This window comes from Cognatilysobacter bugurensis, from assembly GCF_014652095.1.
GTDB classification, from domain to species: Bacteria; Pseudomonadota; Gammaproteobacteria; order Xanthomonadales; family Xanthomonadaceae; genus Cognatilysobacter; species Cognatilysobacter bugurensis.
Genome location: NZ_BMYD01000001.1, coordinates 589,965 through 616,723, shown reverse-complemented (window position 1 = coordinate 616,723; position 26,759 = coordinate 589,965). Strand labels below are relative to the sequence as shown.

Below are 26,759 nucleotides of genomic sequence, written 5' to 3'. Positions count from 1 at the left end.
GAAGCGAGCCGAACGGCCCTTATCACTCTTCGCGCGGGTCATGCCCGTCAGTCCCGACCGGCGCCCCACTCGTCGGCGAATTCACCCGCGTCGTTCCCGGCGGCCGCGCATTCGTCATCCGGTGGTGGCGTCCCGCCCCGTTGAACTGGAGTCTCGCGCACCGGCGGCGCTTGCATGCGTGTCACTTCGACAGCACGCCTTCGCTCCGCCGCGCACAAACGCCACCAAGGATCGGATCATGAGCAATCTTCACCCAGGAAGCCGCGCCCTGCCCCATCACCGCTGCACGAGACTTCCGGCGCACCTGCTGCTCGTCGTGCTCGCAGTCGCCTCTGCGCCCTCCACGGCTCACCCGGTGGAAGACCCTGCAGCGCAACGCATCGCGCGCTATCTCGAGGCTTGTCGCGACATCGAAGTGTGCAACGGGAGCTACCTCGTCATGCGGGCTGACCAGGTGATTTACCGGAATGCCATCGGTCATGCGTCTTCCACAGGCGACGAGCCGATCGGGCCCGACCACGCGTTCGACATCGGGTCCATCAGCAAACAGTTCACCGCCGCAGCGGTCATGCGGCTGGTTGAGAACGGGCGGGTCCGGCTGGATGACCGTGTGGCGCGCTATGTGCCGAGCTTTCCGTACCCCGATATCACCGTGCGACACCTGCTGACGCACACTTCGGGATTGCCCGACCTGATTCCTCATTACTCACGCCGATCAGAATCCGTGTCGGCACCGGCCCCGGTGCTGTTTCGCGGCGCCGTCGAGACGCTTGCGGACAAGGCGCTTCCGCTGCGCTTCGAACCGGGTACGCGCCACGAGTACAGCAACACCGGCTACATCGTCCTCGCCGACGTGGTCGAGATAGCTGCCGACGTGCCAATCGCCGAATTCCTGAGTCGCACATTCTTCGTTCCGCTCGGAATGACGCGCACACGGCTGCGCACACCCGAAAACGAAAGCTCGATCAAGCCGCGTGCCTACGGCTTCGCCACCCGGGGCGATGGCCAACGGCGCCCGATGGATCAGATCGCTAACGTGTACCTCCGCGGCGCCGGGGGCATCTACTCGACCGCGCGCGATCTGCAGATCTGGATGCGCGCCATCCTGGAAGGTAAGGCAGTGTCGGCCTCGAGTTGGAAGGCCGCGACCACTCCCGCGAGACTCACAGACGGTTCCGCCGTTCCCTACGGCTTCGGGTTGAGCCTCAAACCTTCGAAGCTCGGCACGTCCCGCGTGACGCACGGGGGCCACTGGCGCGGCTTCAAGTCCGATCTCACTCTATGGCCGACGCATGACGCAGCGGCCGTGCAACTCACCAACAACGGTGAAGACGACAGCGTGGAGCAGGTCCGCGACGCCGTCGAGCACATTCTTGCCGGAGGAGCACCGTCGCCCGTCCTCGAACCGGCCCACCGCGCGCTCTCGGAGAGGCTTGATCGCGACAGTCTCCAATCGGTCGAGCAGTGGCTGGACACAGAGCTCGCTGCGCGGCCCGCACGGTATGACTTCGGCGAGAAGCAGGTGAACCAGCTCGGCTACCACTTGCTGAAACGCAAGATGGCAGACAAGGCGGTCCTCGTCTTCCGTGCCAACACACGCGCCCACCCCGCCTCGACCAACACCTATGACAGCCTGGCGGATGCGCATCTCGCAAAGGGTGATCGCTCGCAGGCACTTCAGGCGCTCCGCCAGATTCTGCAGCTCGATCCCGGCTCCTCATCCGCGAAGGACAGGCTCCGATCCCTGGGCGAAGAGCTGTAGGCTCATTCGCTTGCGCGACTCCGGGTTCGCGGCGGGTTCGCACCGAGGCGGGCCCAGTTTCATAGGACGTGAACCTGGTGTCGTACCTGGTCGTATCCGCCCCTTACTGCTTACCGCCACAAGCGTCGCTGCGACTCTCGGAACGCCTGCGCTTCGGCCCGACCACCACACGCGTAGGCCGCTCTTTCGAGCTTGTTGCACGACCTGCAATAAGACCGGTCGACCTGATTCCCATAGACGAACTCGCTGGCCGGAAGTCGTCTTCCGCATATCCGACACGCCTTCTGAGCTTGAGCAGTTGGCGCGGGGCTGCTGCTCGTGGCGATGGGCGGGTGCAGGGCCCCCGACACTCTGTCGTCGCCCACGGCGCGCAGAGATTCGGCAGCCATCGAGTCCCGCATGCGCCGCCAGTCGCCTGCAACACGCCCTGGATCGCCTCGAGACCGGTTGTTGAAGCCCATCCCACCGGTGTGCGCTTGGCACCAGATGCGACTGTTGCGCCAACCAAAAGGCTGTTCAATCGCGGCATCGAGCGGACGCACGCTCTTCAGCCCGCATGCTTCGCGAAGCGCGTTGAACGTGGCCAACCCCAGACAGATCACCAGCGCCGGTGCGACGACTTCGATTTGCGGGAGCGCGAATTCGCGCGCGGCGCGGCGTAAGTGCGCCGCGGGAATGCGCGAGCTCATCCCGCCGGGCTTCACGAACGGAAACAGGTCAGTCGCATAGATGTCCGCAAGCGATAGTCCAAACGTCTGCATCAGCAGGCGCTTGAGGTTCCGGTTTGTTGCCAGCTTCGGTAGCTGGCCATGGCGCACCATGTCCGGGTCGATCGGCTGCGAGATCGCGTCGTGGGATATCCAGTCCTGCAGCAGCACCATGACGGGTGCGTCCAGATTGCACGCCGACTTCGAATACGGACACACGTAGTCGCCTTCGTACGCGCCGTCGTGATATTCGCCGAGCCCGGTGTAGCCGGGCCAAACCTCGCGCCTGCGCTTCTCGACCAAAGGTGCAAGTCGCTGCGCTTTTTCGCTCTGTGTGTCCATCGCCTGCCACCGGCGCCGAGGCAGCCATCGAGCATGGCTCCTCGATCCAACGCCGCGCCCGAGCGGCCGCGGCCAGCCGACAGCTCAACCCGGTGGGAAAACCTCACGCGCGCTGACCTGAGGCCTAATTTCTGGCGCCTTTGCTTGAGCAACGCGGGAGCTGGCGCCGCACGGGCCGTGTAGCCTCGCTGCAGTTACACCGCCCACAGAGATCTCCGATGAAAGCAGCGTCGCTTCTCGTACTTCGGTTATCGCTCGGCCTATTGATGGTGATCTGGGGCATCGACAAGCTGGTCAATGTCGAACACGGGCTCGAGGTTTCCAAGCATTTCTACCTCGACCTCTTCTCATCGACGACGTTGCTCAAGGCGTTCGGTGTGCTCCAGATCATCCTTGGTCTCGCGGTCGTGCTTGGTTGGCTGCGTGGGTTTGCCTACCCCGTGCTGCTGCTGATCACAGGCGCAACCCTGATCGGCGTATGGCGCTCGGTGGTCGATCCGTGGGGCTGGTACTTGGAGGGCGGCAACGTGCTCTTCTATCCCTCGCTCATCATCTTTGCGGCCGCCTGGGTGCTGTACTGCTTCCGCGAGGACGACACGCACGCACTCGATCGGGATCGTCGCTGACCACCGGCGGGCCGCTGCAGGGCGCGTGGATAGCTTCGCCGGGTCTCTGTCAGAGACGAACGGCGCCGGTGCGAGGCGTCTTTCTCGCAGGGTCCATCGCGAGCCGAGACCCTGACGCCCGCAGGGCAGTCCAACCTGACCCCGCGCCTGGCGCGGCTCACGTTTAGCAACGCCTTCACAGCCCATCTACGTAGTCCAACCTCAGCTGTACGCTGAAAATTAACGGGCCAAAAAGCCCGCTATATTTCGGCCACCCCAACAGGAAGGAGGATTCAAATGGTTCTGACCAAGCAACATCTCGCAATGGGCGTGGCCCTCGCCGCCAGCCTCGGCCTGTCCGCATGCGCCACCTACGACGACGAGTTCGCAGCAGTCAACACGCGCCTCGATCAGATCGACACGCGCGTGCAGAGCGCAGCCCAGAGCGCCGAATCCGCCAACCAGTCCGCGACGCAGGCGAACCAGCGCCTGGATCAGCTCGAAGGCCGCGTCCAGCAGCTCGAAACGGCGCCGGCCCGCAAGCCGCGCGGTTAATCGCTCTACGTGCCGTTCGCAACGAACGGCCTGAGCGGGACCCTGGTGGCCTTTGCGGGCCACCAGGGTCCTGATCCCATCCAGCATTGGTTCTGAGGAATCGTCCTATCCGTACCTGCACACTCCCTGTGATCCGCGCCGTTTTTGGCGCGTTGACACTGACATTTGCAAGCTTCGGCATCGCCAGCGCGAAGGATGCCCCTGCGCAACCGATGGCCGCCGTCGACCAGCTTCCGCGAGGTCAGGAGGTGTCCGGCACCGTGATCAAGCTCGCGGGATGGGCGGTCGCAACGAAGGACAGCCAAGGCTATCCGTTTGCGGTCATCGACAAGAAGGCCGCACAGATCCTGGTGTTCGACGGCGAAGGCCGGCCTCGCGGCGCGGCCCCTGTACTCATCGGCTCGGCGGTCGGCGACCACACGGCCCCCGGGATCGCCGGTGTTGCGCTTCGCGAGATTCCGGGGCGGGACCGCACGACACCGGCCGGTCGTTTCGTGGGCGGCTTCGGGCCGTCTGTCGACGCCGGGCGCGTGCTGTGGGTGGACCACGATTCCGCGGTCGCCATCCACCCGACCGCGACCGACGTCCCGGCCGAGAAGCGTGTCGAACGCCTTGCATCGCCGACGCCGGACGACAACCGCGTCACGCACGGCTGCATCAACGTCTCGCCGGAGTTTTTCGAACAGATCATGCGGCCAACGTTCGAGCGTGGCGGCGTGTTCTACATCGTGCCGGATGAGGCGCCGATCGCGAAGGCCTTCCCAGAGTTCGCGCAAAGTCGGTGAAGACAGACGGAGCCAGGCTCGCTTTCTCAAGGAACCCAGCTTGACCCTGTTACCGGGCACTACCTGGAATGCAAACGGCCCCGCAGTGCGGGGCTTTTTTGTTTGCCCGACCTAGCCGGTGGCAGCGTAAGTGAGCCTAACCGGTCTGCGCTAATTGTCAGACCGTGACCGCCCGGCTGCGATAGCGACCGGCGATCCACCCAAGAGCAAAGGCCAGCAGATAGAACTGCAGGAAGAGCACCGCGTGATAGAGCCACATCGCAGGTTGCTGTTCGGTCTCAGCGCCGACTGACAGGGCTGCGCCCTCGAACGGAACCACTCACGCCGGCCAGATCAGATGAGCCGCATCCTGCTGGGCGATCAACACACAAACACTGAACCCGCCCCCTTTCCCGACGTGGCCGCTTTGTCGCATTCAGACGTTGAAAAACGAACCTGACCCCTTTTCCTCGCCCCCTTTCCCCGGTCCGTCGTTCCACCTTGGATCATCAAGCTAGCGGCCCACCTGCCGATAACCGCAGAAGCGCCCCGCATTGCCAATCGCAGCCCCGCCATGGATGCCCCCCTCGTGCCCCAGCCCGCTGATGCTGATGCTGTGCCGGCCGCGACCGCCCCGTCGTGCACGATCGACCCTACGGCCGAGGCGGCGCGCCTCGCCGCCCTACGCGATCTAGCGCTGCTCGACACGCTCGAGAGCGACGGCTACGACCGCATCACCCGCATGGCCAGTCGGCTGTTCAACGTGCCGGTCGCCGCGGTGTCGCTGACCGATGCGCACCGCCAGTGGTTCAAATCGCATGTCGGCACCGCGGGCCGCGAGATTCCGCGCGACAAAGCCCCGTGCGCCGCGGTCACCGCGCAGGCCGGCATGGTCGTGGTGCCCGACCTGCAGCAGGACCCACGATTCGCCGACAGCGTGCTGGCACGCTCGGGCATGCGCTTCTATGCCGGCGCGCCGCTGATCACCCGCGACGGCCACGTGCTGGGCGCGATGTGCGTGCTCGACCGGACACCTCGCGAGACCAGCGAGGAGGAACAGGCGTCCCTGCGCGACTTCGCCGCCATGGTGATGGCGCAGGTGGAGCTCGAGCACGATTACGGCCGGCGCGACCCGCTCAGCGGCCTCCCGAACCGCAACCAGTTTGCGAACGACCTGGCCGACTTGGCGCGCGCCCGGCCCGGCGCGCCGCGGGTGCTGCTGCTGGTCAGCCTGCTCGACCCCACGCGCCTGCAGGAGCTCGTCAGCGTGATGGGCACGCGCTGTATCGACGACCTCGTGCAGGCCAGCAGCCGGATCCTCAAGGCTCGGCTGGGCCGCGGCTGCACCGCGTACCACGTCGATGTCGTGTCCTACGCTGTTCTGCTCGACGAGGCCGAAGCGGGCCCTTGGACGACGGTGACGACGGCGCTGTCCGCCGCGCTGGCCGTGCCCGTGGGCAGCAACGGCATCCCCGTACAGATGATGCCGGTGTTCGGGGTCTCGCCCTTCGACGTGGGCGACGCCGCGGCCGATGACGCCTTGCGCACCGGCATCAGCGCAGCGAACGACGCGCGCACCATGGGCCTGGACTCCGCGGTTTACAGCCCGGCCAGCGATGCCGCCAATCGCCGCCGGCTCACGTTGCTTTCCGATTTCGCCGACGCACTCGCGCAGCCGGCCGGACTGTCGCTGGTCTACCAACCACGCATCGACCTGCGCACCGGCCGCTGCGCCGGCGCCGAGGCACTGCTGCGCTGGCGTCATCCCACGCTCGGCGACATCTCGCCGGCCGAATTCGTCCCGCTGGTCGAACAGACCGCGCTCGCACGGCCGATGACCGAGTGGGTGCTGCGGGCAGCGCTCGACCAGCAGGTGGCGTGGCAGGCGCAGGGCGCGATGATCCCGGTATCGGTCAACGTCTCGGCGCGCAACCTCGAGGAGACGGATTTTCTGCCTCGGCTCGCCGCGCATCTCGCACAACGCGGGCTGCGGGCCAGCGGCGTCGAACTGGAGCTGACCGAAACCGCGCTGATCCGCAACGCCGAGCAGGTGCTGGTGCAGCTCGTGGGGTTGCGCGACATGGGCGTGACCATCGCCATCGACGACTTCGGCACCGGCTACAGCAACTTCGATTACCTGCGCAAACTGCCGGCACGCGCGGTCAAGCTGGATCGCAGTTTTGTCGGCGACCTCGGCCCGGATGCGGACGCACGGCCGCTCGCACGCGCGATGATCGGCATCGCGCACGACCTCGGCCTTCGCGTGGTGGCGGAAGGCGTGGAAACCCAGGACACGTTGGACGTGCTGCGCGCCTGGAATTGCGACGAGGTGCAGGGCTACTTCACCGGGCGACCGATGGCCGCGGCCGCGCTGTTGCAGGCGTTCGTCGGCTAGGCGCCTGCGCACCACGTTGCCCGTCCGACAAAACGGCGGCGGTGTAGCGGCGATCTCCACCTCCACATCGCCGAGGTCATCCATCAGGTACGCGACGCCTCGCACGACGTCTCGGCTGCTCATTGAAAGGCATGAACTTTCAAGGAAACAGGCGGCCCGGGAGCGGCCTGTTGGGTTCTCGAGCGCCTTTTCCTCGGACCTCATCCGTCCTTCGGCGGGCGCTTCCCAAGTAGCGATTTCAGATCGGCGAACGGGTTGGACGTGGCCGCGGGCGGCTTGTCCTCGGCATCCAACGCGCTGACCCCGGTGTAGTCAGCCTGACGCGAGTGCTCGTTGTCGTGGCAGTACACGCACAACAGCTCCCAATTGCTGCCGTCGGGCGGATTGTCCGAGTGGTTGTGGTTGCGATGATGGACCGTCAGCTCACGCAAGTTGGCGCGCGTGAACTCGCGCGCGCAGCGGCCACAGACCCACGGGTACATCTTCAGCGCACGCTCGCGGTACCCCTGGTCGCGCTGCTCCGCGCTGCGCCGGGCCTCGGCCACAATCCGGTCAAGCTTGGCGTCATTCGGCGTCGTCATGGGTCCTGTCGCGCGGCGGAGAACGCGATCGATCATCGCGCATGCCAGAGTATTACCCGAAGCGACGGACACAACCGGCGCTGAGCACCACCGTTATGGAGGGCGCCAGTCGGCTTTAATCGCCTCCGTCGACTTTGCCTGTGAAAAAAATCAACCTGATCCCTTTTCTAGCTTGACCCCTTTTCTAAAAAGGCCCCGCGGTGGGGGGCCGTTTGTTTGGGCTGTGCAAGTCAACCTCGCCCCGCTCCGTCATTTTCAAGTGCCGGGATCTGAACTGGAGGGGTATGCGGCCGAGCTCAACCCGTGACCGCGGGTAAGCGTCGCTGTTTGCTCGACTTCAGTCACGACGAACCCGTCCTCGCAACCTGCAACATCGCCATGTCGATGCCACCGGACCACGCTATGAGGAAGACTGACCCCGGGGCTGTCAGCCACACGCCGCCCCAACCGCACCAGCCGGCGCTCGATCACGCACGCAAGATCGCAGCGTGGGTGTTGCGTGCCCTCTCTGTTCCGTCGCACGCCCGGCGGAGCACACCCGCCCTTGCGCTGCACGACCAGGTGATCGAGCACCAGGCGGCGATCGTCACCCTGTCTGAGCGGCCGCTATTCGGTCCGATGCTGTCGCTGGTGCGCCCCACGGTGGACCGCCATTTGCGCGCGCTGTGGGTCGAACGGCTGTCCGGCGGGGCGATCGACCGCTTCCTGACCGGGCCCGACACCCCGGACACCGAAACCCTGCTGCGCCTGCTGCGCAAGGCTTCACGCCTCGGCGAAAGCGAGGCATTACTGACAGCATGGGAACACTCGCCGTTGTACGACCACCCTGCGCTCGTCGTTTCCGCGGAACACGCCGGGGCCAGCCGCGCCGGAGATATGAAGTTCGTGCCGACACTGCACGACGTCATCGACGGGCTCAACTTCAGCGCCGGGCTTTCGTTGTTATCGACGATGCGCATGGCGCAATTGACGGGCGACAGCGGTGCGGAACAATCGGCACGATTCCGATTCGGGGTGATGGCCGGCGTTGGTAGGTAACAGTCGCGGGCGCTCTAAACGGAACGGGGTCAGGTGGCGGGTTTGTCACCCTGCTGCGCTGGTGCCTGCTCAGCCGCCTGGATCAGCGCGCCTGCGACGGTACGGGCGGGCGGCGGGGAGTCCCCGGCCGGCCAACCTTCACGTTGTTTCGTGCGGTCGCCATCGGTGGCCTCGGTCTGGTCATGCAAAAGCACGACTCGAGTGGGGAACGGCAAATCGATGTTGGCCGCGCCCATCGCTTCGGCCACCTTTCGCAGTACCTCGCTGTGCTTGACCACCACATTCGCGCGCTTGGGGTTGGTCCACCAACGCAGTCTGAGGTTGACCGTGGACCCGGCCAGTTCCCACACGAGAACGTCGGGTCCAGGATCGTCCAGGATCCCGTCGATCCCTTTCAGCGTATCCAGCGCGACCTCCAAGGCCTGCCCGATATCGTCACCGTAGCCGATGCCCACGTCGTACTCACTGCGGACCATGTCGTAAGCGGTGATGACGCTCACTGGCTCCTGATAGATCTGGCTGTTCGGCACGATGACGCGAATGCCGTCGTAGGTCTTGATCCAGGTGGCGCGGGTTTCTATTGCCTCGACCGTTCCCGTGTACGCGCCGCTTGTGATCTCGTCTCCGACACGGAACGGCTTCTGCAGCAGGATCAGGATCCCGGCAAGCAGGTTCTGAAAAATATCCTTGAACGCAAAGGCGATTGCGACGCCACCGATACCCAGAGTGGACACCAGCTTTCCGGGCGTCATCGACGGCACGATGATGGTGATCGCGACGAGCAGGCCCAGGATCAGCAACCCCCAGTAAACCAGCCTGGAAAGCACGGTGGCGAGATTGCCATCCTCGCGATTGGCCGTTGCCCTGGCCACGACTTTCTGGATCACCTTTGCCACGATCCAGAAGACAAGAATGACGACCGCCGCAATGGCGATATTCGGCAGGAGGGCGAAGAATCCGTCCACCATCGCGTCGACGGTGTCCCAGGCATTTCCTACATCCGGTTCAACACCGGCGAGCCCAGCGCTTGCACTGTTGACCGCTTCCCACGACTTCATTCTCGAGGCCCGCTGACTGTTTGCTCGGGATCCTAACGCGCTGCCCCCGATCCTTCGTTCACCGGGCCCGAACACGAAAACAGGGGTCAGAGTGCATTGGCAGTGAACCTGAGCCCGATTCGGCCGAAATGAACCCGACCCCTTTTCCTTGGTGCGCTGGAGGACGCTGCACACTGACCCGTGTTGTAGAGCGCGACGAAATGGCGCGTGACCTCGCCACCCACGACGCACTTGCGCTGCGCCGCACCCGCATCGACCGCCTGGGCAAAATTTTCACCGACACCGGCATCTCGCTCGGCAGCGACATAAAGGCCGCCGCGCACTGCACGGCTACGCCCGGCTCAAGCTCAGCGGCCAGGCCGCGGGCCTCGATGGCCTGCGCCGCGACCTCGGCAAGCGCTTCGAGAAGAGCCCGCTGGAGAAGCCTGACATGGGCACCGCGGCTGGTAAGTCTTCGTCGCCCGATGTGGAATGCGAACGGACCTGCAGTGCGGGGCCTTTTGTTTGGGGTATGTAAGTAAACCTGACCCCGTTATTCACCCCGTTATTCACACGCTGCTGTTTTCTTTTAGTCACGTCCAAGCCGGAACGATGCCGCGAACGCGATAGGTGTTGGATGGGTACTCGTCCACACGAACGAAATCGACCAGTGGCGCAGCGGCGACGGCGGTCTGAACAGCACTTCCGGGATGGCCATAGCGGTTCGGGCCCACAGCCGCAATTGCACACCTCAGGCGCGGAAAGGCACCGAGCATGCCCGGATTAAAGCTCAAGTCTGAACCATGATGAGGCAGCCCCAGCTGACCAACCATGCGTGCATAAGGGGAGTAGTAGTTGAGCAAGCCAGCCCGTCGCCTCGTGACACTCGCATCGAAGTCGCCTGTCGAGATCCAGCCTGGCGGTACGGGACGGACAAACTTGCCATGCCAAGCTGTGCACAAACGCGGCCCGCCTGCAGGGGTAGCAGGCCCAGCATAAAGCGCCATCGAGTGCAGATTGTGGTCCCTCCAAACTGCGTCGTAGCACTTCCTGAGCCTCGCGCGCCCCTCGGTAGAACGGGCGAAGTTTGCATAGTCCTTCGCCGTCCAGCAGCATCCGAAATGATGCTCCAGCGCGTTTCGGAACGTCGCCATCTTGGCTGCAGACGGTCGGAAAGCGAAAGGCGAGAGCACCCAGTTCAACCTTTGGCCCGCCACACGCACTGCTGCCACCGCACCGTGCGCTAAGAGGGCAGTCGCGGCACGCCTACTAGCCGGGTCACCCGCGTCAAGAACGCGCGGAGGCCGCGACCAATCGGTCTCCATGGGCTCCGCAGCGTCTTCAGTACCATCCGGGTCCTGAGACGGTAGCTCCGGGAGATGCCGGCCGGGCTCGATCGAATCAGGACGACCGACTGCATCGTCGTCGTCTACGCCCGCGACGAAAATGATGCGGCCCACCCCTCGTGCGCCCAGCCAGCCTGCCGGGTCGGCCGCAAGGTCGAGCAGACTGCTCGTGAGCGTCCCCGAAGCTGCAGAAGCGGCCAGGTGCAGCGCCCAGTCCTCGGCTCCCAGATAGGGAAGAACCACTTCGTCGACACCAGAAGCTGCGAGCAGCAACCTGTCAATGCCTGCCACATGGTCACTGTCTAAGTGCGAGAGGAACAGTACGTTAAAACGTAAGCCGCTGACCTTCCGAATCTCCGCTGTTAGCGCCGACATTTGATCGGAGCCGCAGTCGTAAGCCCAGGCGAAGGATATCCGTGTACGTGAAACCGTCCCCGAGTGCCGCTTCAAATCAGGACTGTGCAGGAAGGATGTCTGGAACCCGCCCTGACCGACGGGCCGCTGAACCTGGGAAAAAGAGATTCTGATCACTAATATACCTAGGTGAGCGCCTTAGAAACCAAAAATGACGGCGCGGCGAGGACACTCAATTAAAGCCAAAATGCATGGCTCGCTGCTTACAGGGCGAACTCGGTTGCACTTCTGCTTTGTGGATTCCAAGGAATCTAGCCCAGTCCCAACGGCGCACGACAATAGCGCGGAGAATCGGGCGCAAACCGGGTCTGCCTGTAGGCGCAGCCTGCCCGAAGATCGCCGCGGATGGGACCAAATGCGGCTCGGCCTCGTTTAGATAGAAATGGAATCTACCCACCTTCTGCCCAGATCGATAGCCGCGCAAAATGCAATCTGCCCCAATCCGCCTAGAGGGAAAGTGCGCTCCGACCCGGGTTTCGAGGTTTCGAATGCGGGGCAGTCCACTGTGACCCCTGTTTTAGTCCAACCCGACCCCGTTTTTGAGCACCTACAGCGAAACACCAGAAGCCGAGAACACCACGCCGTCCGCGGCCAGGCGCGAAACTAAATTTCCTGCACGCGTCGCGAGCACTCTGTCCCACTCCTCCTGATCTACAAGACGAAGAAGCTCATCTCTAGATGGGAGGAAATTGCAACGCAGCGTGGACTCACATTCTCCAGATGAAGCCAGCCATGATTGAAAGCCATTTTTCTGGATTTCAACGGCATCTCCTCGAGCGACAAGTACCGTACCAAGCACGCGCGTCGAGAGAGGCGGTGCGCCAGCGACGGCGGTCTCAGCATGACCTGGAATGAGCGACGCGGCAGCGGAGCCCCCGACATCACCTAGGCCGCATGCTACATATTGCTTACGCAGGTACAACAACAACGCGTTCGACAGGGCTCTACCGCCCTGCTTTCCCGCGAGCACAAGATCCTCAGCCGTAAGGTCCGTAGCGCACAGATCCCGTGCAGGCGACTTGGCCCGTCGGATTTTTTTATAGTCCGCAACGACCCGAGTATTCGAGGCTACGTCGTACGCACGACCAAACGAACGAGCCCAAAAGAAAGGCTCGACCCACTCACTGGACAACCAGCCTGAGTCCTCGGCCGCTAGTGCGGCAAACAGAAGCGCCAGTGACACATATGGAAGTTCCGCCCTTGACGAGGCAAAGCACCGCTTCTGGAAAAAGTTCTTCGCGTCGACCAAGGCAGATGCAGTTGCCGCCCATTGAACGTGAACCTGCGGCGCGGACAATTTCAGAACGGCTGCCTGCCTCACGTCTTCTGCGGCACGAAGCGCAACGACTTGCAATATTGCCATACCGTCGTGATCAAAAAACGCATGCGCATCTGGGTGCTCGACGCCGAAAGCCTTCCAGTTTTCCCGGAGATTCCAGTTTGCCGCGTAGGTCCTCGCGACCATTAAGTCGAAGGTGTTGAGTCGCTGGCCGAGTCGATTTACTCGTTCAAAAATTCTTGCGACTGCCACGGCGGAGGTCGCTCGCTCGAGCACTACAGCAGGAAGCTCGTAGTAGTGCAGAGGCGACAGATAGCGCTGGTAGATGCTTGTTAGATCTCGACGCAACTGCGGCCCGCTTTCGGACAACACGTCGACAACGTCGTCTCGCCATTCGAAAAAAGCAGTAGGGCTTTCCAAAGCCGCGCACGGGATGATCAGGTCTTGCGCCTGTCTACGCTTATCACGATAGGTTGCATTCCATTTCCCACGTGAGATCGCCTGCATTGACTCCTCTAAGTCGTCGGTCTCAAGTAGTCTCGCGCCGTCAATATAGTAAATCCGATCTCCGCGGTCGTATATCGCGTGAAACAGGGCCGTTATACGCTGCTGCCCGTCTAGAACGATATATCTCGGAGTTTCCGCTAGACGAGCGGGCCCCCTATTAAACGGCTTCACTCGAAAGAACGATTCGCCCCCACCCTCCAGCAACAGCAATGACCCTGCCGGCCAAGCATTCAGTGCAGTGACAAGCATCTGCTCGACGTCTGCGCTTGACCATTCGAAGTCACGCTGAAAATCCGGCAGAGCGATTTCGCCCCGCCCAACTGCGCCCAAGAGGTCGCCCAGACCGAGCATCCGCACTGCTAAGCCATGTGGTTTCATCGCCTCAACTCCGGACGTTCTCGTAAATGAGCGTAGAGGACGCAGCCACATCCTCGAAGTGCCTCTGGTACCAACTACCCGGATACGCCTCCTGAGTGAAATCAAACGTGCTGAATATTCCGTTATCAACTTCTCCGTGGCGACTTCCGCACGGCTTGTATGAAATGATCACGGCAACTTTGTCCAATAGCGCCAGAGTGCTGACACAGACGCTATCGAAAGCGGCTATTCGGATGCTGGATCCGGAAGCTATGTTGTTTCGATTTCGCCACGTTGCCTCGGCACGGCCCGCGGCCCGGTCGATCGAGGCACGAAAATCGGCGTCTGGAACTCCATGAAGACTTGCGACACTTTCGGTCATCGCGCCGGAACTCGAAGGGACAAGAATGTGCACGTTGATCTTTCGACGGACTGCAGCGTCGACTATTGGTGAGATGACGTTGCTGATCCAAGGCTCGGGGTTCGAAAGAACTACTCGGATGTTTTGAGCATTTTGCAATGCCTCGAGCCACTGAAACTGCTCGGAGGCCCCAATTTGACGTAGCCTGGCCCGCGCGGCCGACCTTTCGACGCCAACCAATTCCACTAGCTCATCGTGAATCTGCTGTCTCATCGCGAGTTCGTACACGAGAGACAGGGAGCCGATTGAGAGAAGCGCGGAGGAGATACTTGCGATCACCGCCTGCCCCGTGCCGGACCTCTCTGTAGCCAGCCACAGGCCGGCGATCGAAATCGCGACAATCAGTGCTCCGATGATGAGAGCACGGTGACTGGATAACCTGCCCATGCCCTTCTTAAGCTTCGCGTTCATGCGTCCCATCAGATTAGTTCTTCGTCATCGCGTGTGAGCCGGCTTGCCAGACAAACGGGGCAGCTTCACTTCCTGGCTTCACCATCCACGTCTAGTTCAGCACCGCACGCGGGATAGCCGCCTCAGCCGGCTGGCGTGCGGCATCGCTCGCATCCACTACCGCCAACCGCCGCTGCAACTCTTCGTCACTCAGCGCACCCTCCTTGTGCAGCCACTTGAACCTCCCGCGCAGTTGCTCGGCGGTGTCGCCCTCGGGCATGAAGTCGTACTCGCGGCGGAACTGGGCGGCACGGCGTGATTCGATCTCGGCGAGGATGCGGCGGCCCTCTTCGCCGTCGATGACGAGCAGGCTGCCCTTCTCGCTGGGGACGATGGTGAAGCTCGTGCTGCGCAGGCGGTAGGCGCCGTAGCAACCGGCGCCGATGAGCAGCCAGATCGACGCCTTGAGCTCGCCCGCGCTGAACCAGTTGATCGCCGTGGTGCCTGCGCCGATCGCGAGCCACAGCAGGCCGACGTTGCGCAGCCACGCGTTGCGCTCGACGAGCGTCTGCCGGTCTCGGCTGATATCGGTGTACGGCACCGAGAACGACCGGCTGCCCGAGCCGTCCTCCCACTGATACTGCAGCTCGTCTTCCCCGAAGACGTAGCGGATGCGGTTGGAGTTGCGGCGCTGCTTGATTTCCATGCGAGCTCCCCTGCTCGGCGTTGAACCAGCGACGCTAAGCGATACGCGTACTCGTCGGCAATTGCGGAACGCGGCCATACCGTGACGCAAAGCAAAACGCCCGCGGATGCGGGCGTTTTGTCGGGCGAGAATTGTTCTCGGCGGGCGTTACATATTCCGGCGGTACTCCCCACCCACGTCATACAGCGCGTGGCTGATCTGCCCCAGGCTGTGCGTCTTCACCGCTTCCATGAGGCTCGCGAACACGTTCTTGCGCTCCCGCGCCGTCGCCTGCAGCGCCTTCAGCCCGTCTGACGCGAATGCATTGCGGTTGCCCTGGTAGGCGGCCACGTTGTCGATCTGCTGGCCCTTCTCGTCCGGCGTGGAGCGGATCAGCTCGATCTCGGTGACGATGTCGCCGCCGTGGTCCTTGGGCAGGTAGGTGTTGACGCCGATCAGCGGCAGGCTGCCGTCGTGCTTCTTGTGCTCGTAGTAAAGCGACTCTTCCTGGATCTTGCCGCGCTGGTACATGGTGTCCATGGCGCCGAGCACGCCACCGCGCTCGCTGATGGCCTCGAACTCCTTGTAGACGGCCTCTTCGACGATGTCGGTGAGCTTGTCGACGATGAAGCTGCCCTGCCAGGGGTTCTCGTTGAAGTTGAGCCCCAGCTCCTTGTTGATGATCATCTGGATCGCCACGGCGCGGCGCACGCTCTCTTCCGTCGGCGTGGTGATCGCCTCGTCGTAGGCGTTGGTGTGCAGGCTGTTGCAGTTGTCGAACAACGCGTACAGCGCCTGCAGCGTGGTGCGGATGTCGTTGAACTGGATCTCCTGCGCGTGCAGGGAGCGGCCGCTGGTCTGGATGTGGTACTTCATCATCTGGCTGCGCGCGGACGCGCCGTAGCGCTCGCGCATGGCGCGGGCCCAGATGCGGCGGGCGACGCGGCCGATGACGGTGTACTCCGGGTCCATGCCGTTGCTGAAGAAGAACGACAGGTTGGGCGCGAAGTCGTCGATCTTCATGCCGCGCGCGAGGTAGTACTCGACGATCGTGAAGCCGTTGCTGAGGGTGAAAGCCAGCTGGCTGATCGGGTTCGCGCCGGCTTCGGCGATGTGATAACCGCTGATGCTCACCGAGTAGAAATTGCGGACGTTGTGGTCCACGAAGAACTGCTGGATGTCGCCCATCATGCGCAGGGCGAACTCGGTGCTGAAGATGCAGGTGTTCTGGGCCTGGTCCTCCTTGAGGATGTCGGCCTGCACCGTGCCACGCACGGTGGCGAGCGTCTCGGCGCGGATCTTCTCGTAGACCTCACGCTCGACGACCTGGTCGCCGGTGACGCCGAGCAGACCCAAACCCAGGCCATCGTTCGTCTCGGGCAGCATGCCGCTGTACGTCGGCCGCTCGCGGCCCTCGAACATCTTGTCCATCACCTCGCGTGCGGCGTCCCAGCGGGCCTGGTCGGCGCGCAGGTACTTCTCCACCTGCTGGTCGATCGCGGTGTTCATGAACATCGCGAGGATCATCGGCGCGGGGCCGTTGATCGTCATCGACACCGACGTGGTGGGCGCGCACAGGTCGAAGCCGGAGTACAGCTTCTTCATGTCGTCGAGCGTGGCGATATTGACGCCCGAGTTGCCGATCTTGCCGTAGATGTCCGGGCGCGGCGCCGGGTCTTCGCCGTAGAGCGTGACCGAGTCGAACGCGGTGGACAGGCGCGCGGCCGGCTGGCCGACCGAGAGGTAATGGAAGCGACGGTTGGTGCGCTCGGGCGTGCCCTCGCCCGCGAACATGCGGATGGGGTCTTCGCCGCTGCGGCGGTACGGGTACACGCCGCCGGTGTAGGGGTAAGCGCCCGGCAGGTTTTCCTTCTGCAGGAAGGTCAGCAGGTCGCCCCAGCCGCGGTAGGTGGGCGCGGCGATCTTCGGGATCTGCTGGTGGCTCAGCGATTCGCGGTAGTTCTCGACGCGGATGACCTTGTCGCGGACCTTGTACTCGTTGACCTCGTCGGTGATCGACTTCAGGCGCGCCGGCCATTCGCGCAGCAGCTTGAGCGCTTCGGACGTGAGCGACTGCACGGCGTCGTTGTAGCGCTGGCGCAGCGTGAGCAGGGTTTGGTCGCCGCCGTCGGTGAGCGCCTCCGCCGGGTAAAGGTCGAGCCCCTTCGGCAACTGCGCGTCACCGAGCACTTCGAGCGCCTGCCAGCAGCTCTGCGCGCGGTCGGCGATCTCGGCCTGGGTTTCGATCTGGCGGTTGATTGAGCGGCCCTGCTCGGCAATCTCGGCGAGGTAGCGCACGCGGCTGCCGGGGATCAGCACCGTGGCACGCGGCTCCTTGAGCGAGGTGTCGAGGTCCGGCGTCCACTTCTCGGCGGGCACCTGCAGCTTCTCGCGCAGCAGGCGGCAGAGATTCGAGAACATCCAGCTGATGCCCGGATCGTTGAACTGGCTCGCGATCGTCGGGTAGACCGGCACGTCCTCGTCGGGCGTCTGGAACGCCACGCGGTTGCGCTTCCACTGCTTGCGCACGTCGCGCAGTGCGTCTTCGGCGCCGCGCTTGTCGAACTTGTTGAGCACCACGAGCTCGGCGAAGTCGAGCATGTCGATCTTCTCGAGCTGGCTCGGCGCGCCGAAGTCGCTGGTCATCACGTACATCGGGAAGTCGACGAGGTCGACGATCTCCGAGTCGGACTGGCCGATGCCCGCGGTCTCGACGATGACGAGGTCGTAGCCGAGGCCCTTGAGGAAGCAGATGGAGTCCTTGAGCACGGCGTTCGTCGCGGCGTGCTGGCGGCGCGTGGCCATCGAGCGCATGTACACGCGCTTGGAGCGCAGCGAGTTCATGCGGATGCGGTCGCCGAGCAGCGCGCCGCCCGTGCGGCGGCGGGTCGGGTCGACCGAGATCACCGCGATGCGCATCTCGGGGAAGCTGGCGAGGAAGCGGTTGAGCAGCTCGTCGGTGACGGACGACTTGCCCGCGCCACCGGTGCCGGTGATGCCGATGACCGGAGTCTTGCTGCCGGCGAACGTCCACTGCTTGCGGTGGTGCGCGAGCTGGGTGTCGTCGAATGCGCCCTCTTCGATCGCGCTGAGCATGCGGCCGATGCCGATCTCGTCGTCGATCGACGGGTTGTGATGCGGCGGCTCGCCTTCGATGCGGCCTTCGCTCGCGCGGCGGATCACGTCCTCGATCATCGCGACGAGGCCCATGTGCATGCCGTCGTTCGGGTGGTAGATGCGCTCCACGCCGTAGTCCTGCAGCTCGCGGATCTCCTCGGGCGTGATCGTGCCGCCGCCGCCGCCGAACACGCGGATGTGGCCGGCGCCGCGCTCGCGCAGCATGTCGACCATGTACTTGAAGTACTCGACGTGCCCGCCCTGGTAGGACGAGAGCGCGATGCCGTCGGCATCTTCCTGCAGCGCGGCGCGCACCACGTCCTCGACCGAGCGGTTGTGACCGAGGTGGATGACTTCGGCGCCCTGCCCCTGGATGAGGCGGCGCATAATGTTGATCGCGGCGTCGTGGCCGTCGAACAGGCTGGCGGCCGTGACGAAGCGCAGCGGCGTGGCGCGTTCGATCTCGGCGGACGATTCGGTGCCGGTGGCGTGGGCGGCAGTCGTGCTCATGGCGCGCTCGTTCATATAAAACGGGGATGGCCCGATTGTAACGCGGGTGTCCCACGAGCCCGGCCGTGGGGACATGCGCGACGTGGCGCGTTGGCGCGGGGCGCAAAACGTCCTCCGCAGGCGCCGGGGGGTTCCGTCGAAATGCCTGCCGCGGTCGCGCCGGGCCGGCGCCGCGCGACGCCTGTCTCGTCGCATTTGGCCCCGCCACCGCCTGCGGCGCGAATGCGAAATCCCACCGCGCTAAGCTGCGCCGATGAGCTTCCAGCCCCCTGTCGACGTCGACCCTGAACTGGCCGCCCTGCGCGCCGCGGCCGCGCGTGGCGGTCTGGATGACCGCGTGCGCCTTGCCCTCGCGCTCGTCCAGCGCGGCGCGATGGAGGAGGCGTTCGAGCTGCACCGCGCCGCGGCCGAAGCCGGTCACGGCGGCGCGCAGGTCGAGTGCGCCCGGATGCTGCTCTATGGCATCGGCACCGACGCAGCGCCTCATGCAGCGGTCGACTGGCTGGAGCGCGCCGAGCGGCAGCGCAATGTCGTGGCTGGCTACTTCCTTGCGCTGATCGCGCTAGGCAGCACCGTGCTGCCGCGGGACGGGCGGATCAACCAGCGCGTGCTCGCCGGGGTGCAGGCCGGTTTTCCGCCGGCCTTGCGCGCCGCCGCGGTGCATTTCGGACGCCGCGACAGCGCGCAGGACCAGGCGCTGTGCGTCCAGATGCTGCAACGCGCCGCGCAGCTGGGCGACGGCATCGCCGCGCAGCTGCTGCTTCCGCGGCTCGCCCGCGGTGAAGGCTGTGCGCCGCAACCGGCCGCGGCCGAAGACCTGCGTCGCCGGCTAGAAGCGGCGGGCGCCCTGCCCTTGCCCGCGTCGTCGGCCCGCAGGCCGACGACTGACCCCCGCCACATCCCCGCGCCCGGCATGGTCGCGCTCGAGGACGCGCTGCAGACCCCGCCGCTGGTCGAGCGCGCGTCCTCGCCACGCATGTCGGAGATCGAAGGGCTGCTGTCGGCTGACGAGTGCCGCCTGCTGATCGCCTGCGGCGCGCAGCTGCTGCGCCGGTCGCAGACGCTGGACCCGGAAACGGGCCAGCCTGCCGCGACGCAGGTGCGGACCAGTCAGGACGCGAGCTTCGACCCGATTCTCGAAGACCTCGCGCTGCGCGCCGTGCAGCTGCGCATCGCGCGAGCCGCACGCATGGAACTGGTGCATGCCGAGCAGCTGATCGTGCTGCGCTACGCGCCGGGCGAGGAATACCGCCCGCACCGCGATTACCTCAACCCGGCCTCACTCGCCGCCGACCGGCCGCACGCCGGCAACCGTACCCGCACGATCTGCGTCTATCTCAACGACGTCGAAGCCGGCGGCGCGACCGAGTTCCCGGCGGCGGGCGTCCGTGTGGAGCCGCGCGCAGGCTGCGCGGTGATGTTCGACAACCTCGACGCCGATGGCCGGCCCAACGCAGACTCGCTGCATGCGGGCCTGCCGGTCGAGCGCGGCGAGAAGTGGCTCGCCACGCTGTGGCTGCGCGAACGCCGCTACCGCAGCTACTGACCACGGCGACGCATCGCCGCCGCGGTACGCCCCGCCCTCAGCGCGTGATCACTTCGCGATGCATCGGCGCGAGGATCGCCAGCAGCTTGTTCTGCGAGCGGAACGGCACGCCCTTGCGGTCCATCGCGACCTGCAGGTCCTCGACGAGTGCGTTGAAGTCCGCGCGGTCGATGCCGAGGCCCGCGTGCGAGGACTTCATGTCGCGCCCGCTGTAGGCGCAGCCGCCGCCGAGGATCGCGCAGAACTGCTCGACGAGCTGGCGCTTGATGCGCGGCTGGTCGGTGTTCTCGAAGAACGGCCGCATGCGCGGGTCTTCGAGCATCACGGCCATGAACTCGTCCATCAGCGCGGTCAGTCCCGGCTCGCTGCCGAAATCCTGGAAGACGCCCTTGAGCTCGGGGTGAACCGGCGCGGGATTGCGTGCGGTGGGGTCCTGTTGCCCGGCGGGCGCGGCTCCTGCGGTCGGCGCCGGCGACTGGGCGGCCGCGGTGAATGCGAGGCCGAACGAGAGCGCCGTGGCGAGCGCGTGGTTGTAGAGGTTCATGGGTGGGTCTCCGCGTTGCTCAGAAGCCGACCTGGAGCGAGGCGTAGACGCCGCGCTGGTTGTCGGCGATGACGATGTTGCCGAGGTCGACATAGGCGACCGTCAGCGAGACGTTCTTGACCGGCGCCCAGGCGACGAACACGTCGTAGGCGTCGTCCTCGACGGCGATGTTGAGGTTGTCGGGCTTGGTGCGGTATTCGGCGCCGATCGCGAGATTGCGCGTGACGAGGTAGGCGGCCGAGGCCTCGAACTGCGCGGAGTGACCGTCGTGCTTGTCACCGCCGAAACCGAGGATGCCGAACTGGTTGGCCTCGGTGAAACGCACAGTGCCGTTGAGCAGCAGGCTCTGATCCAGGAACAGCTTGGTGGCGCTCACGTAGAAGTCGGTGCCGCTGTCGTCCTGCGCGCCGATGGCCGCGAGCAGTCCGCCTTGATCGTTGCGCTTGTGCTGCGCGCCGATCGCGATTTGCGGCAGCATCGAATCCTGCTCCAGCACGGCGTCGCCGGCCACGCGGAGCTTCACGCCCACCACGTCCTGCTTGATCGTGAACCCGCGGCCGAGACCGAGCGTGGCGCCGACGTTCTCGGTGTCGAACTCGTTGCGCGCGATGCTGAGCTCGACGCGGTCGTAGAAGCCGACGAGCGCACCGAAGCTGTCGAGGCTGTAGTCGTCGACTTCGACCCGGGTGAAGTACGCATTCGCGCCGATCTGGTCACGCGTGCCGTAGCCGCCGATCACCGCCCACGGGGTGAGACCGCCGCCGGCTGCGCCTTCGATCTGGCTCACGCCGCCGGTCAGCAGCAGCTTGCCGCTCATGCCCGCGCGGGTGTCGGTCGCGTCTTCGGCCGGCGCTTCGAGCGAGGCAAGATCCTGCGCATAGGCTGCAGGCGCGCAGAGCGCGGTGGCCATGGCGAGCGATAGCCGCGTCGCTCGGGCGAATGGTGTTTGCTTCACGTACGTCCCCTATTGGATATGCAACGCGCACCGGCGTCGTTGTCGCGCTTTACGCAGGGCGCGTCGGAGTGGATGCGTGGCCGTGTGGAAGTTGGGACGTTGAGCACGAATCGTCCGGCGCATGCGCTTATCGGCACGCGCATGCGCCGGCAGTGATCAGGTGCTCAGGCGCGCCATGAGCCGATTGAATGCGTGCGCGAGCGGTGCGAGGGAGCCGGCCGCCGCCATCGGCATCTGCAAGCGGAAATCACCGGCACCGGCGCGATCGAGGCAATCGGCGATCGCGGCCGCGGGCTTCAACACGCTGCGCCAGATCAGCCATGCCACCGCTGCGAGCACCAGCAACAGAACGGCGACCGCAACCAGCCACGTCGTGCGCAGCGCGCCGATGAGGGCTTCGCGGGGCGCAGCCGATGCGAGCAGCACGAGTCGCGCGCGATCCGAATCGAGCAAGGGCAGCACCGTTACCGGACGGTCGGCATCACCGACGAGCACCTGCGCCGGTGCTGCATCGCCAGGCTGTGCGAGCGCCTGCAGGATGGCTGCAGGCGCTCCACCGAGCGTAGAGGCCACGACGCGCCCGCTGTCGGCGTGCCGCAGCAGCACGTCGCCCCCGCCCGCGGCAGCGATCTCCTGCGCAAAGCGAAGGTCCAGCGGCATTCCGACGAGCAGGAAGCCTTCGCTCACGCCGACCGCCGCCAGTGGAAGCACTGCCACGTGCAGCAGGCCCTCGGCCTGCTCGCGCACACCGGTCACCACGGTGAGGTCGGTCTGCGCTCGCGCAAACAAGGGGTCGCCTTCCAGCGTGCCGGCGCGCCCAAGTTCCACCGTGGACGCGACGACGCGGCCGTTGCGGTCCAGCACGGCGGAGGCGGCAAGACCGTGCTGGCTCTGGCGCTCGCGCAGTAGGTCGACGATGGAGGTCGTGTCGATGTCCATGCCGGGCAATGCGCCGCCCATCGCCTGCTCGACGTAGCCCGCGAAGGCGGGGTCGCTCGCGACGAACTCCGCCCGCTTTTGCAGTGCAGCTCGGTGCTGGTTCTCGATTGCGCGCTGGGTGGCCCGCTGTTGCTCACGCACGTGCGCATCGTGCACGTGCAAAAGCCGCGCCTGTTGCCAGATCAGCAATGCACCGAGTGCGAGCACCAACGCCAGGGCCACGAGGCCCACGCGGGTCAGAAAACGGTTCCGACTCATGTGTCGCCTCAGAGGTAGCTGCTGATGCGCGGCCGGGAGGCCACGAGCGTGCGGACGATCGGCGCGTTGGAAACGCCGTCCACCACGACCGACTGCGCGGACGCGCGCGGGTGCCAGATCACCAGCGTGCCGCGCCCAGCCGGAAGTCCGCTCAGCTTGAAACGGCCGTCTGCGTCGGGCCGCACCAGATGCGGCGTTTCATGCACGAGCACGTTGACGCGCATGCCGCGGTGCACGCGGCAATTGACGACGACGAGCCCGGCCTTGTCGAAACGCTGCGAGCGCGTCTCACCCGGCCCGTAGTTGCCGAGGTCGAACGCCGAGCCCGGCGTTACCGAGAACACGTTGTGGATGATGACGTCGCGGTTCGGAAACCGGACCGTGCTGCCGACCGGCACGACGAGAAGGTTGGGATCGAACCCCTTGGTGTACGTCGCAGCGCTGGCACGAATCGGGGCCGGCTTCTGTGCGCCGTCCTCCGGCACGAAGTAGATCACCGTGTCCTCGACCTCGCCGCGCATGACGTCCTGCCGCGGACCGGCCGTGAGGCTGATGCGTCCGTGGATTGGCGACCCGGCCGAAGCGCGTGCTCCCGATGCAGTGCTCGCATCCTGTGAGCGCGGCTTCTGAGTGGGCGTGCCGTGCGAGTCGGCCTGCGACTCCGCCGACGCGCGCTGGGCGAGCGTTGCCGCGGTCGCGAGCTGCGCGCACGCAAGCAATCCTCCCGCGAGCAGGCACTTTCTGATCAACTGTCCCATCGTCATTCCCCTTTCGGCGTTCTACGCGCCGGTGGTTTCGGCGCGTTGTTCGGGCGGGAATACGGGGACCTAGCGGCTGCGGATGCAGCGCATGTGCGACACCGTGACGCATGCACGATGCTTCGGGGGCGCGTCGCTTCACCAAGGCGCTACCGCGCGCGAGCTGACGATGGCCGCTTTTGCCCGGCCACCGCGTCACGGCCCCTGCAATCGATTGCATTAGAATGTCGGCCCTGCGGCGGACGCCCTAGCGCCCCACGCAGACACGATTCACTGCCGATTCAACGACTTATCAACTTAGAGCCGGCGTGGTGGCCTTTGTGCGACCGCCTGCCGACGCGGAGCACCGGATGATTTTCGAAACCCTCGACACCTTCGGCCACGAGCAGGTCGTGTTCTGCCACAACAAGGACGCCGGCCTCAAGGCCATCATCGCGATCCATAACACCGTGCTCGGCCCGGCCCTGGGCGGCACGCGCATGTGGCCGTACAAGACCGAGGCGGAAGCGCTGAACGACGTGCTGCGCCTCTCGCGCGGCATGACGTACAAGAACGCGGTCGCGGGCCTGAACATCGGTGGCGGCAAGGCCGTGATCATCGGCGATCCGGCGAAGGACAAGTCCGAGGCGCTGTTCCGCGCGTTCGGCCAGTTCGTCGAGTCGCTCGGCGGCCGTTACATCACGGCCGAGGACGTCGGCATCGACGTCAACGACATGGAGTACGTCTACCGCGAGACCGAGTACGTCACCGGCGTGCACCAGGTCCACGGCGGTTCGGGCGACCCGTCGCCGTTCACCGCGTACGGCACGCTGCAGGGCCTGATGGCCGCGCTCAACAAGCGCTTCGGCAACGAGGAAGTGGGCAAGTACTCCTACTCCGTGCAGGGCCTCGGCCACGTCGGCATGGAGTTCGTGAAGCTGCTCAAGGAGCGCGGCGCGAAGATCTTCGTCACCGACATCAACCAGCAGCTGGTCGATCGCGCAGTCAACGAGTTCGGCGCGGAAGCCGTGGGTCTCGACGAGATCTACGACGTGCCGGCCGACATCTACTCGCCGTGCGCGCTCGGCGGCACGGTCAACGAGCAGACGCTGCCGCGCCTGAAGGCGAAGGTCATCTGCGGCGCCGCGAACAACCAGCTCGCGAACAACGCGATCGGCGATGAAGTCGCCAAGCGCGGCATCCTGTACGCGCCGGATTACGCGGTGAACGCGGGCGGTGTCATGAACGTCGCGCTGGAGCTCGACGGCTACAACCGCGAACGCGCGATGCGCATGATGCGCACGATCTACCACAACCTCGGCCGCATCTTCGAGATCGCCGAGCGCGACGGCATCCCGACCTACAAGGCCGCCGACCGCCTGGCCGAAGAGCGCATCAGCGCGATCGGCAAGCTGAAGCTGCCGCTGGGTCGCTCGGTACCGCGCTTCCAGGGTCGCATCCGCGGCGGCCACTGAGCCGTAACTGTTGCGTTATGACGACGGGGCCTAGAGCCCCGTCGTTCTTTTTGAGTCGTCAGACCAACAACCGACAACCAGGAGTTCCGATGCGTCCTTTCCCGCTGGGTGAAGAAGTCGATGCGCTGCGCGACGCCGTGCGCCGCTTTGCCGAGTCCGAGATCGCGCCGATTGCCGAACGCGTGGACCACGAGAACGCCTTCCCGCAGGAACTGTGGCCCAAGCTCGGCGAAATGGGCCTACTCGGCCTGACCGTGCCGGGCGAATACGGCGGCAGCGAGATGGGCTACCTCGCGCACCTCGTCGCGATGGAAGAGATCTCGCGTGCATCGGGCTCGATCGGCCTGTCGTATGGCGCGCACTCCAACCTGTGCGTGAGCAACCTCTACGCGAACGGCAACGAGGCGCAGCGTCAGAAATACCTGCCGAAGCTCTGCACGGGCGAGTTCAAAGGCGCGCTCGCGATGAGCGAGCCGGGTGCAGGTTCGGACGTTGTCGGTTCCATGGCCTGCCGCGCCGAACTGCGCGACGGCGTGTGGATCGCGAACGGTAACAAGATGTGGATCACGAACGGCCCCGAGGCCGACGTGCTCATCGTCTACATGCGCACCGCCGGCAAGGAGGCGGGCAGCAAGTGCATGACCGCGTTCCTCGTCGAGAAAGGCATGAAGGGCTTCAGCACCGCCCAGAAGCTCGACAAACTCGGCATGCGCGGCAGCAACACCTGCGAGCTCGTGTTCGACAACTGCGAAATTCCGCAGGAAAACGTGCTCGGCGAAGTGCACAACGGCGTCAAGGTGCTCATGAGCGGTCTCAACACCGAGCGCCTCGTGCTGAGCGGCGGCCCGATCGGCCTCATGCAGGCGGCCATGGACATCACCCTGCCCTACGTCCGCGAGCGCAAGCAGTTCGACACGCCGATCGGTTGCTTTGAACTGATGCAGGCGAAAGTGGCCGACATGTACACGGCGCTGCAGTCCGCGCGTGCGTTCGCCTACCAGGTGGCGCGCGACTACGACGCCGGCCAGCGCAGCCGCATCGACGCGGCCTCGTGCCTGTTGCACGCATCGGAAGGCGCGGTGCAGGTCGCACTCGAAGCGATCCAGTCGCTCGGTGGCAACGGCTATATCAACGAGTACCCGACCGGCCGCATCCTGCGCGACGCAAAGCTCTATGCGATTGGCGCAGGCACGAACGAGATCCGCCGCATGCTGATCGGGCGAGAGCTGTTCGCCGGCAACGCCTGAGCGCGCGCAGGCGGCACGAAAAGGCGGCCTTCGGGTCGCCTTTTTGTTTGCGGTCGTCCTCGGCCGATTGGCTGATGTGCGGGCTTTGGCGTGATTGTTCAGGCGGTGCGACGCTGCGGCTCGCCCACCATCGCGAGACTGGTACCCCACCCGCCCAAGCCTATGCCGCGGACGCGAGAAAAACCCTGCGGTCTCGGCGACTTACGCCGACTGTGTGGCTGCTCGCCGCCTGCAGGTCGCATACAC

The 26,759-nt window shown here is 65.1% G+C and carries 21 protein-coding genes; 9 read left to right on the top strand and 12 right to left on the bottom strand.

Annotated features, from left to right (window positions below):
* The first annotated feature begins 238 nt into the window (after nucleotides 1-238).
* Nucleotides 239-1,762 carry a serine hydrolase domain-containing protein gene (locus tag IE075_RS02960; protein ID WP_189453137.1) on the top strand — a complete coding sequence of 508 codons (1,524 nt, stop codon included), beginning with the start codon at nucleotides 239-241 and terminating at the stop codon, nucleotides 1,760-1,762.
* A gap of 110 nt (nucleotides 1,763-1,872) precedes the next feature.
* Here the strand turns inward: IE075_RS02960 and IE075_RS02955 are convergent, their stop codons facing one another.
* Complete coding sequence (locus tag IE075_RS02955) at nucleotides 1,873-2,811, bottom strand: uracil-DNA glycosylase family protein (protein ID WP_189453134.1); 939 nt, start codon at nucleotides 2,809-2,811, stop codon at nucleotides 1,873-1,875.
* 218 nt (nucleotides 2,812-3,029) lie between these two features.
* Between IE075_RS02955 and IE075_RS02950 the strand changes: the two genes are divergently transcribed.
* The 4 genes from IE075_RS02950 to IE075_RS02935 all read left to right on the top strand — a co-directional run bounded on the left by IE075_RS02950 (nucleotide 3,030) and on the right by IE075_RS02935 (nucleotide 7,130).
* Entirely contained in the window at nucleotides 3,030-3,437 is a 408-nt protein-coding gene (locus tag IE075_RS02950; RefSeq protein ID WP_189453132.1) for a hypothetical protein, read from the top strand.
* A gap of 276 nt (nucleotides 3,438-3,713) precedes the next feature.
* On the top strand, nucleotides 3,714-3,971 hold the full coding sequence (locus tag IE075_RS02945; RefSeq protein WP_189453130.1) for a hypothetical protein: 258 nt from the start codon (nucleotides 3,714-3,716) through the stop codon (nucleotides 3,969-3,971).
* Between the two features lie 212 nt (nucleotides 3,972-4,183).
* On the top strand, nucleotides 4,184-4,756 hold the full coding sequence (locus IE075_RS02940; RefSeq protein ID WP_189453129.1) for a L,D-transpeptidase: 573 nt from the start codon (nucleotides 4,184-4,186) through the stop codon (nucleotides 4,754-4,756).
* A gap of 553 nt (nucleotides 4,757-5,309) precedes the next feature.
* Nucleotides 5,310-7,130, top strand: a complete 1,821-nt coding sequence (locus IE075_RS02935; protein WP_189453127.1) for a sensor domain-containing phosphodiesterase — start codon at nucleotides 5,310-5,312, stop codon at nucleotides 7,128-7,130.
* A 200-nt stretch (nucleotides 7,131-7,330) separates the two neighbouring features.
* Here IE075_RS02935 and IE075_RS02930 read toward each other — a convergent pair whose 3' ends face one another.
* Entirely contained in the window at nucleotides 7,331-7,711 is a 381-nt protein-coding gene (locus tag IE075_RS02930; protein ID WP_189453125.1) for a YajD family HNH nuclease, read from the bottom strand.
* A gap of 303 nt (nucleotides 7,712-8,014) precedes the next feature.
* Between IE075_RS02930 and IE075_RS02925 the strand changes: the two genes are divergently transcribed.
* On the top strand, nucleotides 8,015-8,749 hold the full coding sequence (locus tag IE075_RS02925; protein ID WP_189453123.1) for a hypothetical protein: 735 nt from the start codon (nucleotides 8,015-8,017) through the stop codon (nucleotides 8,747-8,749).
* A gap of 29 nt (nucleotides 8,750-8,778) precedes the next feature.
* On the opposite strand, the gene IE075_RS02920 is transcribed toward IE075_RS02925, so the two are convergent.
* From IE075_RS02920 to IE075_RS02895, 6 genes are all read right to left on the bottom strand, one after another.
* Complete coding sequence (locus IE075_RS02920; protein WP_189453122.1) at nucleotides 8,779-9,807, bottom strand: mechanosensitive ion channel family protein; 1,029 nt, start codon at nucleotides 9,805-9,807, stop codon at nucleotides 8,779-8,781.
* A gap of 572 nt (nucleotides 9,808-10,379) precedes the next feature.
* Entirely contained in the window at nucleotides 10,380-11,663 is a 1,284-nt protein-coding gene (locus IE075_RS02915; protein ID WP_189453119.1) for an MBL fold metallo-hydrolase, read from the bottom strand.
* A 430-nt stretch (nucleotides 11,664-12,093) separates the two neighbouring features.
* Nucleotides 12,094-13,710: a DUF262 domain-containing protein gene (locus IE075_RS02910; protein WP_189453118.1), complete on the bottom strand. Its 1,617-nt coding sequence runs from the start codon at nucleotides 13,708-13,710 to the stop codon at nucleotides 12,094-12,096.
* Between the two features lie 4 nt (nucleotides 13,711-13,714).
* Nucleotides 13,715-14,521, bottom strand: coding sequence for a hypothetical protein (locus IE075_RS02905; protein ID WP_189453116.1), 807 nt, complete (start codon nucleotides 14,519-14,521; stop codon nucleotides 13,715-13,717).
* 91 nt (nucleotides 14,522-14,612) lie between these two features.
* A complete protein-coding gene (locus IE075_RS02900; protein ID WP_189453114.1) occupies nucleotides 14,613-15,206 on the bottom strand; it encodes an efflux RND transporter periplasmic adaptor subunit in 594 nt (197 codons plus the stop codon).
* 147 nt (nucleotides 15,207-15,353) lie between these two features.
* Nucleotides 15,354-18,812 (bottom strand): methylmalonyl-CoA mutase family protein, encoded by a 3,459-nt coding sequence (locus IE075_RS02895; RefSeq protein WP_189453112.1) that lies wholly within the window; start codon nucleotides 18,810-18,812, stop codon nucleotides 15,354-15,356.
* A gap of 253 nt (nucleotides 18,813-19,065) precedes the next feature.
* On the opposite strand from IE075_RS02895, the gene IE075_RS02890 reads away from it, so the two are divergent.
* Nucleotides 19,066-20,358 (top strand): 2OG-Fe(II) oxygenase, encoded by a 1,293-nt coding sequence (locus IE075_RS02890; RefSeq protein WP_229792276.1) that lies wholly within the window; start codon nucleotides 19,066-19,068, stop codon nucleotides 20,356-20,358.
* Between the two features lie 37 nt (nucleotides 20,359-20,395).
* Here IE075_RS02890 and IE075_RS02885 read toward each other — a convergent pair whose 3' ends face one another.
* The 4 genes from IE075_RS02885 to IE075_RS02870 all read right to left on the bottom strand — a co-directional run bounded on the left by IE075_RS02885 (nucleotide 20,396) and on the right by IE075_RS02870 (nucleotide 23,812).
* Nucleotides 20,396-20,902 (bottom strand): group I truncated hemoglobin, encoded by a 507-nt coding sequence (locus IE075_RS02885; RefSeq protein ID WP_189453109.1) that lies wholly within the window; start codon nucleotides 20,900-20,902, stop codon nucleotides 20,396-20,398.
* 19 nt (nucleotides 20,903-20,921) lie between these two features.
* The gene (locus tag IE075_RS02880; protein ID WP_189453107.1) at nucleotides 20,922-21,812 is read right to left on the bottom strand and encodes a DUF3034 family protein; all 891 of its coding nucleotides are present in this window, start codon (nucleotides 21,810-21,812) and stop codon (nucleotides 20,922-20,924) included.
* A 201-nt stretch (nucleotides 21,813-22,013) separates the two neighbouring features.
* A complete protein-coding gene (locus tag IE075_RS02875; protein ID WP_189453105.1) occupies nucleotides 22,014-23,054 on the bottom strand; it encodes a methyl-accepting chemotaxis protein in 1,041 nt (346 codons plus the stop codon).
* A gap of 8 nt (nucleotides 23,055-23,062) precedes the next feature.
* Nucleotides 23,063-23,812: a cupredoxin domain-containing protein gene (locus tag IE075_RS02870; RefSeq protein WP_189453104.1), complete on the bottom strand. Its 750-nt coding sequence runs from the start codon at nucleotides 23,810-23,812 to the stop codon at nucleotides 23,063-23,065.
* A gap of 350 nt (nucleotides 23,813-24,162) precedes the next feature.
* On the opposite strand from IE075_RS02870, the gene IE075_RS02865 reads away from it, so the two are divergent.
* Both IE075_RS02865 and IE075_RS02860 read left to right on the top strand, forming a co-directional pair.
* Nucleotides 24,163-25,266: a Glu/Leu/Phe/Val dehydrogenase dimerization domain-containing protein gene (locus IE075_RS02865; RefSeq protein ID WP_189453102.1), complete on the top strand. Its 1,104-nt coding sequence runs from the start codon at nucleotides 24,163-24,165 to the stop codon at nucleotides 25,264-25,266.
* An 89-nt stretch (nucleotides 25,267-25,355) separates the two neighbouring features.
* Nucleotides 25,356-26,513: an isovaleryl-CoA dehydrogenase gene (locus IE075_RS02860; RefSeq protein WP_189453100.1), complete on the top strand. Its 1,158-nt coding sequence runs from the start codon at nucleotides 25,356-25,358 to the stop codon at nucleotides 26,511-26,513.
* Nucleotides 26,514-26,759 lie beyond the last annotated feature (246 nt).